Origin of the sequence: Wolbachia endosymbiont (group B) of Eupithecia inturbata (assembly GCF_964030915.1) — a bacterium.
Taxonomy (GTDB): domain Bacteria; phylum Pseudomonadota; class Alphaproteobacteria; order Rickettsiales; family Anaplasmataceae; genus Wolbachia.
Map to the genome: position 1 here is coordinate 188,572 of NZ_OZ034987.1, position 14,777 is coordinate 203,348.

General features: G+C 34.8%; 8 protein-coding genes. 4 read left to right on the forward strand and 4 right to left on the reverse strand.

Going from position 1 to position 14,777, the window contains the following annotated elements; translation table 11 throughout:
• Positions 1 to 467: 467 nt before the first annotated feature.
• Positions 468 to 1,772 carry a hypothetical protein gene (locus ACQH21_RS00875; RefSeq protein WP_425384295.1) on the forward strand — a complete coding sequence of 435 codons (1,305 nt, stop codon included), beginning with the start codon at positions 468 to 470 and terminating at the stop codon, positions 1,770 to 1,772.
• A gap of 29 nt (positions 1,773 to 1,801) precedes the next feature.
• Complete coding sequence (locus ACQH21_RS00880; RefSeq protein WP_425384296.1) at positions 1,802 to 7,660, forward strand: hypothetical protein; 5,859 nt, start codon at positions 1,802 to 1,804, stop codon at positions 7,658 to 7,660.
• On the opposite strand, the gene ACQH21_RS00885 is transcribed toward ACQH21_RS00880, so the two are convergent.
• Entirely contained in the window at positions 7,604 to 8,476 is an 873-nt protein-coding gene (locus ACQH21_RS00885) for an IS982 family transposase (RefSeq protein WP_425383942.1), read from the reverse strand. The two genes, ACQH21_RS00880 and ACQH21_RS00885, sit on opposite strands and share 57 nt — an antisense overlap.
• A gap of 117 nt (positions 8,477 to 8,593) precedes the next feature.
• On the opposite strand from ACQH21_RS00885, the gene ACQH21_RS00890 reads away from it, so the two are divergent.
• Positions 8,594 to 10,378, forward strand: a complete 1,785-nt coding sequence (locus tag ACQH21_RS00890; protein ID WP_425384297.1) for an ankyrin repeat domain-containing protein — start codon at positions 8,594 to 8,596, stop codon at positions 10,376 to 10,378.
• Here ACQH21_RS00890 and ACQH21_RS00895 read toward each other — a convergent pair.
• A complete protein-coding gene (locus ACQH21_RS00895) occupies positions 10,322 to 11,194 on the reverse strand; it encodes an IS982 family transposase (protein ID WP_425383942.1) in 873 nt (290 codons plus the stop codon). The genes ACQH21_RS00890 and ACQH21_RS00895 overlap by 57 nt on opposite strands.
• Positions 11,195 to 11,392: 198 nt before the next feature.
• Between ACQH21_RS00895 and ACQH21_RS00900 the strand changes: the two genes are divergently transcribed.
• Positions 11,393 to 12,037, forward strand: coding sequence for a latrotoxin-related protein (locus ACQH21_RS00900; RefSeq protein WP_425384298.1), 645 nt, complete (start codon positions 11,393 to 11,395; stop codon positions 12,035 to 12,037).
• Between the two features lie 337 nt (positions 12,038 to 12,374).
• Here ACQH21_RS00900 and ACQH21_RS00905 read toward each other — a convergent pair whose 3' ends face one another.
• Complete coding sequence (locus tag ACQH21_RS00905; protein ID WP_425384299.1) at positions 12,375 to 13,169, reverse strand: Rpn family recombination-promoting nuclease/putative transposase; 795 nt, start codon at positions 13,167 to 13,169, stop codon at positions 12,375 to 12,377.
• Positions 13,166 to 14,713, reverse strand: coding sequence for a group II intron reverse transcriptase/maturase (ltrA, locus tag ACQH21_RS00910; RefSeq protein WP_149168704.1), 1,548 nt, complete (start codon positions 14,711 to 14,713; stop codon positions 13,166 to 13,168). Before ltrA ends, ACQH21_RS00905 begins: the two co-directional genes overlap by 4 nt.
• Positions 14,714 to 14,777 lie beyond the last annotated feature (64 nt).

The following is a 14,777-nucleotide window of genomic DNA, read 5'->3' on the forward strand; positions in this document are numbered from 1 at the left end:
TTGTTACAACAAAGTTGGGCAAAACAGTTCGTATGTAAATGTAGTGAAAATAGGCTAATATAGCTAGTTTTGTGGTATAGTAAAATTATTATATAGAAAAGTTCGTATGTATCGTTTGGTAGACCAACGCATTCCAAAACAAACTCTTCTCTCACTAGCTGGTTTTGGGCGCTGGAAATAGGTATTTTATTTAAGTTATTAGCGATATATAATACTAAATTAATAATAATTCATTTGACAATAAGTATTAAGATAAACTTATAAAAAACAGAATTTAAAAGTGAACAAAAGACCTTATATTAAGCCTGTTAAGAGCCTTTTACTGAAAACTACTTTAGGTTGGAAAATTTTTCTAAAATAGTAATTGACAGTTACAAAGGTGGAGTGTAATGTTGAAATTAGTATAGAGTTTATAAGTTATTATAGCTCTGTATCTTACATATGGTTTTGTTTGTGAGGTAAGAATTATGGACTGTGATGAACTCAGAAAAGCTGTTTTCTCTATTATTAAAGATGATGATCCTTATAAAGAATCTAAACAACTTCAATTGAAAAATTGGTGCGGTGCATTTTTGGAAATATTTGACAGTTGGGGTGAAAAAAAACTTCCGTTCTTTTTGGATATATTATCAAATGAAGAATGTTGGGAAAAAACTGATACAATACATGGTATCAAACTCAATAGAAGAGTAGTGGCTAAAAAGATGATAGAACCAAAAAGTTCTAAGGGTATAAGTAATCCACTAGATGACTTTGATCGTTACCAGGTTGCATGTTGGTGTTGCTTAGAAGAAGACATAATCTCTCTATTTGAACATTTTAAACGGGAAGATGAAATAAATGAGGGAGATTCAGATGCATTAAAAAAGTTAGTCAAATCAGTAAGTGGGAGTTGGTATACGGACACAATGATGCAATTTTGGTCACATTTCGTTAGTGGATATATTTCAGAGTTAGATCTAAAAGATCAGCATCCGTATGTGTTTGGTTTAAACCGTGCAGCGATGAGCTCAGATAGAAGACGTGTAGAAGCAGTGGAATTCTTTTGGGATAAGGTTCAGTCATTACCTGAAAGTGAGTTAAGTGCTCAGGAAAAAGATGAAGTTTTTATGAGAATTGCAGTGCATGCAGCACACGATAATGGCTATCCTGATGTATTTGAATTTTGTTTAAGTCAGATAAGTCCTAATAAATATCCAGAGCTTTTGAAAAGAGATTTAAAGAAAAATACTGAATATGCCTCTTTATACAGAATGCTAGAAATATCTAATTTTGATCAATTTCAGAAGTTATTTGATTTTTTGAAGCCATGCAATGTTCCAGAAGATGATTACTATCTCTGGTTAAAATTAATGGTAAAGGAATGTCCAGAGTATTATTTAAGTACAGCTATGGGAATTTTTATACATGTATGGACAAGAGAGGGTTTTGATGATCATCGTACTTTGACATTGAATAAAGAAATGATGAATAACTCTGTTTTTCAAGGGAGATTTTTGGTGCCTTTGGTTGAAGGAGGTTTTATGAAGCCAGTATGGGGAATGCTAGATAAGGCTAATCCTAGACAAATCGAAGAGTTCATGTCTTCTGAAAAAGCAAATTATATACGTTCTGTATTAGAGCGAGGAGATCATGTTTCATTAAATAAGTTTTTAGCGTATGGTAAGTCTGCTGGTAAAGAACTCGATCAAAAAAACATACCTGGTCCAAGTGGTGATTTAGCTGAGGTAGAGCTTAGTAAACAATCTTATGTGGGGTTAGGTGATCATTAAAAATATTATATGTCTAGAAGGAGGGTTATATGCCTAAAAGAAAACAAGGAGAAGTAGATAATCAAGGAGTGCAAGATTTTGAATTAATAGAGCTACTAATTCGAGAGTCAGTAAAAGCTGGCCCAAGTACTTCAGCCCCAAAAGGGAGTGATTTTGAATCTTTCCAAGCAAGGTTTCAATCTTATGTTGATCAGGTTCCATCGTATTTACATTCAGTAGGTAAAGAAGGATTTTTTCCTCATTTCTTTTTAGGAAGTTTTTCTACTTTGATAGACACAGAAATTGCAGCAAAGCTGAACATTGAGAAAATATATTTTAGTTTTGACAGTTCAAAGACTCTAAAAGTAGCTGTTATTAAAAAAGGAGAAATCAAAAGCCCAGAAGATGTTGCTGATAAAGTAAGGCTCTTTGTTATTGCAGAATCTGGTAGCACAAAGAAAAAGTTTAGCTACGGTGAGCTAGATAAAATATTAGGCAATACTAAAGTTGCCAGGAATGATGTTGTGAGGCTAGCTAGAGATCAAGGTAAGCTAGGTGTGAGATTGGTAGAAATTACTAAAGAAAAAGATGCCAAAGGGAAAATGGCAGGAATATCTGTTAATGTAGAAAGTAATAAATTGGACAATGATGCTTCTACAACACATGAGTTTAAGGAAATAAAAAAGGGGTTATGGAGTAATCCAGAAAATGATATAGCAAAGCTGACTAATTCGAATGCAGGAAAAGTAAAGGAATCTGTTGAAGAAATTTTTAAAAAAGTCAGTAGAATTCACTCTGAATATGGGAATTCACTTATCTATGCTCAAGGGACAAGAGAAGCAGCACATCATGGGTTTATAGCAGGTGCTTTAGTAAATTTTCGCTATAGACATAATCTCAGGGTTTACTTAGAGCAATTTGCAGGAAGAGGTTATGCTGATATTGTTCTAGTGCCTCGTGGTAAGGATAGGTCATTAAACGCTGTTCCCATTATTATTGAATTAAAAGCAGGAACAGGTACTCGTACAACACCAGATGATGCATTAGAGCAAGCAAAAGATTATGCAAAAGGTTTTCAGCCAAACACAATGCGTGTTTTAACCGTTTCAGATAATGTGTTATGTGTAGGGTTAAATTTGGATTCAGCTGAAGGTGAAAAGTTTTCAATGCATATATCTCCACCTGCTGACAGGAAGCCTGCACGACCTACGATACAGAAACTTCTAGAAGTAACTTCAAGTTGGAGTGGTGAAGAAAGTGCGATCGCTGATCTTAAAAAGGAAATAAAGCAGCCACTAGAACGTATTTATCACACATTTCCTGGTACGCCAGAGAAAGGAGGTAATTACTTCAGTAGATTCATGTTAGGGCAACTTCTTCTTGCTAATGAGTTCAAAAGAGTAGATCTAAAGAGATTTATATTTTTATACGATGAATACTCACTCGATTCTACCACAAAATCCGGAAAGCCTGTAACAACTTTTACGTTGGTTAGAGGAGGTCGTAATGAAGAGGTATTTATTTTTCATATTAGAGAAGGAGGAAGAGGGGATCGTAGCAGTAAAAAGATACTTATGCCTGATCGCTTAACAGAACAAAGCAAAATCACAGAGGTGTATATAAGTTTAAGTGAGCAAAAGAAGTCAGATTTTTTTAACATAGAGGAAGTTAATAGGTATGACTCCTTGAGTGAATATAAAAAAGGAAAAGATTTTTTCAAAGGAAAATTAAAAGAAGTTCCCTATCTTAATGGATTGAGAGAAGCATTTGATGAAGCGTTCAAGTCTCAAATTACTCCTGCAGCAGGTAAGGTTCTATCAGTAGATAAATATGATTCACTAACAAAGAAAGTTGGAGAAGGGATGTTTTCTTTTAAGGATTTTATTGGTGAAGAGGCGCATTTTCAAGGAGTGTTACATGGGGCGTTTAGTTATTATAGTGATTTAAAATTAAAAGAATCTCCTAAAGCATTGATATTAACGGAGTTTCAAACTGGCAGAGGAAAACGTATTGATATGGTTGTTCATGGCATCAGTACAGATAAGGATGGAAACGCGAAAGAATACGATCCAGTAGGATTAGAACTTAAAGGACCCAGAGAAGGTAAGACAGCTAATGCATTAAAAGATGAGGCAAATAAACAAATAAGTGATGAGTATACGAAAGGTGTAACTTATAAAACACTTACAGATGGAAAGGAAGTGGCCTTTATGGGTGTTGTGTTTGATAAAGGTGCGAATAATGCAGATTCTCTTATCTTAATGAGCAAAGATGAGTTTGCTTCTGTTAAAGTAGTGCATAGCTCTATCTTTAGTTTTAGTCAGCAACAAGCTAGAAAAAAATTTGATCCAAGTACTTGCGTGGGGCAAGGTGGTAGAAGTAGAAGAAGCATTAATAACTGCTTGTTTTCAAAGGGTGATGTAGAAAAATTCAGTAAAGGAAATATAGATGAAAATAATGTAGACAAAATTATAATTGATAGTGAAAAATTTCTAACTTATGTTAAAAACAGTCAAGATGAAGGGAAAAATGCTCAGTTAATAGAGTTTATTGGAAACAAAAATATTGAGGGTGACTATAAATATTTAGTTGATAAGGTGATTGGAGACCAAGGATATGAGCGCTATATTCAGAATGAGCGTATCAAGGATTTATATGGTGACGTTTTACAGCAAAACAGTGATTTAACAAAAAACCCGAAATTAAAAAGCAGGTTAATGAATGCTGCAGGTGGAATACAATTAATAAGAGGAATTCATGGTGCTATTGTATCTTGCAAGGATGGAACAGCAACAGATTGTGGATTAAATTTAGGCGGAATAGGATGGTCTTTTGTATCTCAACCAATTGAGAATGTGATGGTTAAAACTGCTCCAAAAGTTGTAACATCAGCTGGAAGGGTTGTAGGAAGAATTATACCAGGTACTTTAGGTAGGCAGACAAAATTTGCTGTTCAAGTTGCAGGAGTAAAATTTGGAAGTACAGTAGCAAAAGGTGTGGCAGGGGCTGCAGCTGGTGTATTTGATATTATTGATATAGGCATATCAGCAAACAATCTTGTAGACTGTAAAAATAGAGAAGGTAGTAGTAATCCATGTGGAGAAAAGGAGATAAGGGATAATATAGCTTCTATAGCCTTTTCTGGTGTGTCATTTGTTTCTGGTATTGCTCTTACAGCAGCTAGCCTGCCTGGAGTTGGTATTGGAGTTGGATTTGGACTCATGGTAACTCATGGAGTTTATAGTGGTATTAGCAATATTATAGAGTATGAAAAGAAGTATGATACAACTCATGGTGAGAATTTCGATATCTTTTTGCATACGCTTTTACTTTCATCTATGCCATATGATCTGGAACACCTTGCAGCCAGAAATAATATGGTTAATAGTCAAGCTAAAAGAGCCTGGAAAGCTTTAAGTGATAGCCCTAATGATGTAGTTGCCTATGGAGTTGGTTTTGGGGTGGATAGCGACACGCCATCTCTTCATGCAGGGTATGGAAAGATTCTAATGAATAGAACAGATGCTGATACAACAAACCTTTCACGTGTTATACCTGACCCAATTCAAAATGCTACGATGATTTGCTTACCACAAGTCACTAGCGAAATTTATGAAAAAGGTATTAAAAAATCAGTTCCAACAGCTGTGCATCACTGTGAAAATACAATGGTTATTGCTGATAGAAGAAGAATGCAAAATGGTACAATAATTCTTTATAATTTAGAAAGCATAGATGAAGGTACCATTGTTGGAAGTAATACATTAAATAACTACTTCTTGATTTTTAGAGGAAACACAGGAATAACTGGTGGTAATAATACTGTTAACAAATTTATTCTTGTGAAACCTGGAGGTTTTTCGGGTAAAATTATTGGTGGAAGTAATGCTACTAATATACTTGACCTAAGTCAATCAACAGAATACGACTTTGTACAAGCAAAAATTGACTATCGTTTTAGACCTAACGCTCCCGGTCTTTTAAGGTTAACAACAAATCTTCATCGATTGATCAATGATTATGTTGATAGCAATGTCGATGCTTTCAGGTATAGCTATATTGGAAGGCAAAATAAGACAGATAATGTTTTATGTACATATAATTCTAGGCGCCTTACTAGAAACGATAATCGTGACGTCTTTATAAATAGTGGTGGAGGTTTGAGCAAAAATGAGAAGGATACAGTTGATAATTGTAAAAAAGTAGCTATTGCGCCATACACTAAAGTTACAGGTGCAGAAAATGATTATACCTTTTATATAAAAACCACAGATTACGAGGCTAAAGATTTATATTCAGAAATTGATGTAAAAGGAACGGGAACTGTAATCTTTCCGGAAACTAATCTGCTAGATGATTGTGATGAAATATCTTATTTCTCGACTAATAATACTTTATCTTTAAAAATAGGGCTGGGTCAAGGTAATCAATATACCCTTGATATTAAAAATTATATTAAGCAAGGCAGTAATCAACCTAATTTTATGCTGATAGATAAAAATGGTAGTAATATTATTCCTAAAATTGAGAAACTAGAATCATCCATTACAAAAATTAACTCGTTCGAGTTACATACAGAACATTCTCTTGATAGCTTTGATGCTGCAGAAAATCATTACAAGGAAATACTCATTAATAATAAGGACTATAAAGTCTTTGGTGTTGTTAGAGCAAAACTACAAAGCAATAGCGCATTCCAACATATGGTATTTGGTTCTTCAGGAGAAGATATAATAAATTTTGACCAAAGGAGTATGTTTGCTAGAGGTGGAAATGGAAGTGATATGTATGTTATTGATAGCAACACAGAGAAAAGAGAGATTATTATTGATAATAACTCAGATGATAAAAAATTAGATATGTTGGTTATGCCAGAAGTTCCTGAGGAGTTTTCAATTCAACAGTGTAACTTGCATTTAAACTATAGTAATACTCATGTTCAAGTAAGAAATTATCTTAAGGGTAACAGCTATAGGCACCTTATGGTTATGAACAGTAAAGGAGAAACCTTTATTCCTTATGTACAATCAATGTCATGTGCTGGCTCTTCCGTAGAAAGTGGCAAATTATCTCCCTTTTTCCATGCCACACAGACTCAGAATATGTTTTTGTTGCCTAAGGATTTTGAAGGTGATCATGTAGTGATTGATTCTAATCTTGAAGATATCGAGAAATATAAAGATGAAGATGATCTCTTATTAACAAGAGAAGGTGAGATTCCTTTTATTATTAGAGTAGAAGATTTTTATAATGACCAAAGTAAATGGAGAGATGTTAATTTTCTTCTGTGGAACAATGGTAATTTTTTTTCATATTTAGGTTTACAGCAAGAGGTTGATGGAATAATGGACTATCAAGATAAACTTAAGAATGATTATGAAAAAATTATAAAAGAATATGTTATAGATTTCACTAAGTCTATCAGTATCACACATAATCAAGATGGCACTTTAACTTCGGTGGGGGAAGATGAAGAACGCATAGGAGTAGTGATATTAAAAGATATTACTCCAGATCAGATTAGGGTTTCCAGTAGTAATACAGATTTGGTGTTTTCCGACGAAGTATCTAACCATGTAATCAATGTAAAAAATTGGAATAATTCTGAGTCTTATAGGATTTCTACATTGGAATTCGATTTAGGGTTAGAACCAATAATAATCCGGAGATTAGACAGGTTTAGTTTGTCTGATATAGCAGAAATACAAGGTCTGATTAATAAAGCTTCAGAGATTTGCCAAAAGAAGGCTGGGTGCGAAGCTAACATTGAAGCTAAAAATAACGATGGCCAAACACTTTTTCATGTTGCTGCTCAAGAAGGCAAATTGCGTTCTATTAACCTCAGTTGCGGATTAGCCAACGAAGTAAAGCTTAGAAATGCAGGGCTTTTTCGGCTGCATGGAATATGAAACAAGCGTAGAAAAAATGTGTACCAAAAAATTTATCGGTGATCTATGTCTTGTATGCTCAATCTCAAAGTTGTTTTTCAGAGAGCCAAAAACTGTCTCAATAATCGATCTTTTTCTTAACAAAATCTTCTCATTTAGCGCCATTAATGAGTTTTTCATACCCTTTTTTATACTGGTTACAAGCTTTAACCCTCTATCGAATAATTCGTGAAAAAGATCTTTTTTGATATATCCTTTATCTCCAAACAATAATCCAGTCAATTTCTGAGTTAAATTTGGCACAGGTTTTCTATCATCAATGTTGCCTTTTGTCACCGTAACCCCTTGAATTTCGCCAGCTTCGTTGATTACTAGATGTAGTTTAAAACCGAAAAACCACCCATAGGTAGTCTTTCCAATCTTTGCCAACCCTTTGAAAACTTTATTTCTCGAGGTCCTTTTTGGATGGCAAACAGCGATAGATGTTGCATCTATGTACGAAATCCCTGTCACTTTTGACTGTTCGCAAAACCATTGCATTAAGAGCACTAAATACCATAAAACCCTAGATTTTAGCCTAATAAACCTACTATAGGATGGCAATTTTGGAAACGCTGATTCGTATAATAATTTCAAATAATGCACATAGAAAATTTTAAAATTGTCGCACTTGGATTGGTGATATAGCAATATTATGGTAAGAATCTCTGAATGCGTAATCTCTGGCGTCCTGGTTGGTTTTTTGCTACTTGGTAGAAGTTTTTCTGCAAAATTCTTGTCAACTGAATTGCAAAAATCGTCGATCAGGCAAAATAATTCTGTTATATTTTCATTCATTGGTAACCTCTCTATTTTGTAAATAATTTTCCGAGGTTACCCTATTTTCCTGGCTTTTTCACTGATTTCTAATCCGCAACTGGGGTTATTAGGTTTCTTATAGGTAAAATTGAAAGTATGAATTTTGAAGATAATTTGTATTCAGAACCTGATGAACTAGTAAAAGCAGTTCGCCAAAGAGAAAGATTAAAGTCTCTCATAAATGAAAAAGATAAGTTCGGTTATACACCGCTGCAATATGCTGCTAAAAATGGCAAGTGGGATATAGTTAATCTTTTCCTTGATAAAACTGCTGAAAGAAATCAAGATGACGTTGCAGATAAAGATAAATTCTCAACAAGCTGGACTACCGTGCACTATGCCGTTTACAATGGTAATATGAGTCTATTTAATGATATATTTCAATTTCTTTCAGATAAAGAAACTATCGTTAATACTAAAGACAGTAGTGATTGGACACCTCTGCACTATGCTGTATATTACAATGCTTTAGATGTGGTAAAATTTCTTGTGAACAAAGGAGCTGATATCAGTGTTAAAGATAAGGATAGTAAAACACCTTTAGACTTAGCTGCTCAAGAGAATAACACAAGTGTAGCAGAGTTTCTAAAGCAAACGGAATTAGATAAAAAATTGTTAGCTGCAGTGCAAGATACAGGTCTTAATGAAGTTAAAGATCTTATTAATCAGAAGGCTAATATTAATGCTAAAGACATGTACGGTTGGACGCCTTTACACTTTGCTGCTTCTCGTAATAAACTTAGTGTAGTTGAGTTTCTCTTCAATAACAATGCTAATATTAATGCTAAAGATGTGTATGGTAATACACCATTACATGTAGCTGCCCAGTACAGTAGTAATCTTGAAATAGTTAAGTTTCTTTTAGACAAGGATATTAGCGGTATTAATAATATAACCAATAATGGTTGGACACCATTGCATGTAGCTATACAAGGAAACAAATTAAATACAGTCGAACTCCTTCTTGGCAGAGGTGCTGACATTGAAGTTAGAGATATTTATAACCAAACATCTTTAGATTTGGCTACTCGAAAAGGTTACCTAGATATAGCAGGAATTTTGAAGCAAGTACAATTAGATAGAAAATTGTTGACTATTGTGGAAAGCGGTGGTTTTAATGAAGCTAAAGGTCTTATTGCTCAGGGTGCTAACATTGATACCAATGACAAGAACGGTAATACACTACTGTATTCAGCTGCTGAAATCGGTGATTTAAACCTAGTTAAACTCCTTCTTGATAACGGTGCTAATATTGAAGCTAAAAACGGAGAATATCAAGCAACTCCATTGCATGGAGCGGTTGAAAACTACAGGATAGATGTAGTCAAATTACTTCTTAATCGTGGTGCAAATGTTAACGCTGAAGACAAAGACAATTGGACACCTTTACATTATGGTGCTGATACCAACAGTCCTGATATAGTAAAAGTTCTTGTCGATGCTCATGCTAATCTTGGTGCTAAAGGTAATTACGGTAAAACACCGCTAGATATTGCGAAAGACAAGGGGCACAATAAGATTGTGGAATATTTAGAAGAAAAGCTCAGTGAAGGAAGAGGAGGACGCAAACGCCGTCATCATCATGGAGATCATAGTCGTCATCACTTATCACGTAAACCTCTTGCTATAAATTCAAGTAATCAACCTGAAATAGCAGCAAGCAGTGGTATAAGACCATTTTCATGGATAAATTATTGTATTTCTTTGGTGAAAAGCTCTGTAGGTAGATTATTGAGTTCTCAATCTGAGGGGACTGCAAGTTCAGTATCACAATTTGATGGGCAATTTGCCAAAGCGTCGATAAGTAATAACCTCAGTTGCGGATTAGCCAACGAAGTAAAGCTTAGAAATGCAGGGCTTTTTCGGCTGCATGGAATATGAAACAAGCGTAGAAAAAATGTGTACCAAAAAATTTATCGGTGATCTATGTCTTGTATGCTCAATCTCAAAGTTGTTTTTCAGAGAGCCAAAAACTGTCTCAATAATCGATCTTTTTCTTAACAAAATCTTCTCATTTAGCGCCATTAATGAGTTTTTCATACCCTTTTTTATACTGGTTACAAGCTTTAACCCTCTATCGAATAATTCGTGAAAAAGATCTTTTTTGATATATCCTTTATCTCCAAACAATAATCCAGTCAATTTCTGAGTTAAATTTGGCACAGGTTTTCTATCATCAATGTTGCCTTTTGTCACCGTAACCCCTTGAATTTCGCCAGCTTCGTTGATTACTAGATGTAGTTTAAAACCGAAAAACCACCCATAGGTAGTCTTTCCAATCTTTGCCAACCCTTTGAAAACTTTATTTCTCGAGGTCCTTTTTGGATGGCAAACAGCGATAGATGTTGCATCTATGTACGAAATCCCTGTCACTTTTGACTGTTCGCAAAACCATTGCATTAAGAGCACTAAATACCATAAAACCCTAGATTTTAGCCTAATAAACCTACTATAGGATGGCAATTTTGGAAACGCTGATTCGTATAATAATTTCAAATAATGCACATAGAAAATTTTAAAATTGTCGCACTTGGATTGGTGATATAGCAATATTATGGTAAGAATCTCTGAATGCGTAATCTCTGGCGTCCTGGTTGGTTTTTTGCTACTTGGTAGAAGTTTTTCTGCAAAATTCTTGTCAACTGAATTGCAAAAATCGTCGATCAGGCAAAATAATTCTGTTATATTTTCATTCATTGGTAACCTCTCTATTTTGTAAATAATTTTCCGAGGTTACCCTATTTTCCTGGCTTTTTCACTGATTTCTAATCCGCAACTGGGGTTAATAGTAGTCTCACAGGTACCACATTACCATCTGATGATACAGATAAAAGACAAGAAAATGGAGGTTTCTTTCGAGACAACGTTGATTATGTAAATGCAAATCTAAAACGAATGTGTGAAAGGCAAGCACCTGTTAAATTTAAGCCTAAGGATAGAAATACAATATTAGAAATGGGAGATCACTATCTATCACAGGTTGACTTTAATGGTACAATAACTTTATTTGACTTATTGATTAGAAGGGTTACAGGTCAAAAGTATATTTCTACAATAGATCAGTCTATATCTCCACTAGAGGCACAGGAATATACACTCAATATTACAAAGGGATTTGAGAAAGTAGTAGAGCAAGCTGGATTAAAAAGTGGTGTGTCAATGCATCGATTAAATATTGATTTTGTGGAAATACAGAAAGAAGTTACAGGAAAAATCATGAGTGGTAAATTTGATGAGATTTCGGGGATTTTCAACTCATATGTAGAGAAAGCATGTTCTGGTAAAGAAGCTGGTAAATTAAGTCCGAAGAAATTTGAAAAGTTTATAGCTCAATTTAATAAGGGTCTGCTAAATCAATCAATAGAGCAGATATTACACAACAGAGATGGTAGATTAGAAGTTGATGGTACAAAAAAACAGCAGATAAGTTTAGAGCCTCAAAGTTATTTAAGTAATGCTTCAGTTCACAGCCATTCAGAAGTATCAACTTGTCTTTCTGAGATAGGAGTAACCAAGCTTGGAGGTAATATCAATAGGTAGGTTATAATATAAGAGGTGCAGCTATAAAATGCCAAGTAGTGGAAAATTTAAAGTGAAGGTAGCCAAAATAATTAGGGATACCAGACCAAGTTTGATGGTCCTAATACTAAAATGGATGAAGTAGACATTAAATGCTAAGTGGTTAATGTGTTTTCCATATTGAACTTATAGCACATAGCTTTGATATAGAAGTTTGGGTAACGTTATGATAGTAATTTATATAATTCTATGTGCAATCTTTATAGCTGTTTTAGACAGTTCATTAGACTCTTAATTATAGGATATGTTTAACTGAGGAAAGATTTTCATAAATGTTGAAGTGAATAAGTTGTGGTATTTATGTTTTTTCCCTGAGTTGTAAAATTTCAGAATGAGAGAGACCGGTAATTTGAGCTATAACATCTATAGGGACACTGGCCTTGAGTGAGTTTTTGGCTACTTCAATATCCCTTTCTTTGCGACCTTCCACTCTGCCTTTTTCATGGCCGATTTGGATGCCTTCTTGTCTACCTTCATGTTTAGCATCATCGAGTTTTTGTTCCAAGATAGCAGCTTCTTTCTGTAAATCCATTACCCTTTCTTCATAAGCTACAAGATCTTTCTCATTCCAATGAAACTTATCTAACTCGTCATATGCTAACTTTATTATCGGTGACTTTTCTGCTATTTTTCTCAAATCTTCATCAGTTGTTTCTTCTGCATATTTAAAGAAAAACAGCCAACGATCTACTACATTTTCTAGCTGCTCTTCTCTATTCTTAGGAAACTTTGGCAGCTCAATGAAGATAAATTGAAAATCTTTTAAGTCATGCTCATTAGTTTTTTCATCTCTTATGGTATGGCTAGATATATAATCAAGCTTGTCAGGAAATAAATTACAATTAGAAATAGCAATAAAGAAAACCTTCTTTAAATCAATGTACTTACCACCTTTATCAGCCTGCCTTGAGTAAGCCTTAGCAGCATAAAGTTGAGCGCGTTTTTCAAATCCTTTATCACGAGCGAGTTGGTCAGGTAAGGAAGCAGTATTACTACTACCCCCTCCCTTAGAAACGCAGCATGCAGGTTTCCCCACACTACGCTTGAGCCCCTTATCTAAGTTCTTCTTTTCTAGAACCGGCTTGTCCTTCATGATTCCTCAGGAAACATCATTCTTAATGGTGACACCAACAGTAGAGAACCTTCTCTTGAGAAAGAGCTTGCTAACATTCTTGTTCGTTTCACTCTCTCATCAAAATACTTTTTCCATTTTAAGTCAAGGGGATTTGCATCCGCTCTGATTTTAACATGTCGTCTGATAGGTATATCAATCAGCTTAAGCAGTCTTAAATACCGTATCTCTTTTGGTTTGTTCTTGCATATGGGTGCAGCAAAAACCCATTGGCGTTGACCCATTACTTTGAAGTAACGATTCTTTATCCAACGTAATCCTTTACGAGGATGTCTTTTCTTTGCCCATTTCCATAAACTATGCCAAATTTCATTGTCGATCTTTCTAAACGCTTTTTTAGCACACACATGGTGATAGTAATTTCCCCATCCTCTCAGTAGAGAGTTGAGTGACTTAATTACTATAGCCTGAGTGTTCGCTATATTTGCTTTTATCAATGTACGTGCTTTATTAAGAAGTCTTTTAATACTTTCTTTCGAAGGTTTAATAATTAACTTCTTATTATATCTACGTACATTACAACCAAGAAAGTCAAACCCTGTTGTGATAGATGTAATCTTTGTCTTCTCTTCTGACAGAATTAAACCTCGCTCATGAAGAAAAGATGATACTAAAGGCTTAACTTCCTTTTCCAGTACTTCATGTGTGAAACCTGAAATAATAAAGTCGTCTGCGTATCTGATTACATTCACTCCACTTCTGATTTTGTTTCTTTTTCTACTGCCGAGTTTACCAAATCGACTTTCCAATAACTTTTCAAGTCCGTTTAAGGCTAAATTGGCTAGTATTGGAGAAATTATACCACCTTGCGGGGTACCTGCAGTTGTGGGATACAGAGTTTTTGATTCTAGGAAGCCAGCTTTTAACCAACTATGCAGAATTTTTTTCTCCATAGGAATATGCTTCATAAGCCATTCATGATTAATGTTGTCAAAGCATCCTTTGATATCACCTTCAAGTATCCATTGTAGTTGATTACGACTTGCCAGTAACAAATGACAAGCTACTGTAGCATCTGCACAGGATCTTTTAGGTCTAAAGCCATAGGAGTGACGATCACTGATCGTTTCAGCTATCGGTTCCAGAGCAAACAGATATAATGCTTGCATGGCTCTATCTTTTATCGTGGGTATTCCAAGAGGTCTTCTTTTGCCATTAGATTTACTGATATAAATCCGTTTTAGCGGAGAAGGTTTATATCCTCTTTGCTTTAACTGCTTTATTCCTTGAAATTTAGCATTGCAAGTTGACCATAGTTGACGATCTACACCTGCTGTGGTTTTTCCTTGGTTTTCAGTTACTCTCTTAACAGCCAAAGCTTTTCCGCTAAAAGAGCGTGTGAGAAGATGTTGTAAAGCTTTTACCTTACCCCATCTTCCTTCTTGGACAGCCTTAACAATACGTCTTTGTAGCCTCACAATAACTTTCTGGCATTTCTTCCATGGCAATTGCTTCCATGCTTCAAAGCTTTCGGTAGATGCACTTACGGGTTTACTTGTAATCATCTGCTTTCCTACCTTAAGTGGTTAACAAAGTTTCTTGTCACGAGGGACCAAATGGAAGTCTGCT

Bases quoted from the DNA above. Each gene is read 5' to 3' on its own strand.
- ACQH21_RS00875 (WP_425384295.1), top strand. From the start codon at position 468: ATGGACTGTGATGAACTCAGAAAAGCTGTTTTCTCTATTATTAAAGAT.
- ACQH21_RS00885 (WP_425383942.1), bottom strand. From the start codon at position 8,476: ATGAATGAAAATATAACAGAATTATTTTGCCTGATCGACGATTTTTGC.
- ltrA (WP_149168704.1), bottom strand. From the start codon at position 14,713: ATGATTACAAGTAAACCCGTAAGTGCATCTACCGAAAGCTTTGAAGCA.
- ACQH21_RS00905 (WP_425384299.1), bottom strand. From the start codon at position 13,169: ATGAAGGACAAGCCGGTTCTAGAAAAGAAGAACTTAGATAAGGGGCTC.
- ACQH21_RS00900 (WP_425384298.1), top strand. From the start codon at position 11,393: ATGTGTGAAAGGCAAGCACCTGTTAAATTTAAGCCTAAGGATAGAAAT.
- ACQH21_RS00890 (WP_425384297.1), top strand. From the start codon at position 8,594: ATGAATTTTGAAGATAATTTGTATTCAGAACCTGATGAACTAGTAAAA.
- ACQH21_RS00880 (WP_425384296.1), top strand. From the start codon at position 1,802: ATGCCTAAAAGAAAACAAGGAGAAGTAGATAATCAAGGAGTGCAAGAT.
- ACQH21_RS00895 (WP_425383942.1), bottom strand. From the start codon at position 11,194: ATGAATGAAAATATAACAGAATTATTTTGCCTGATCGACGATTTTTGC.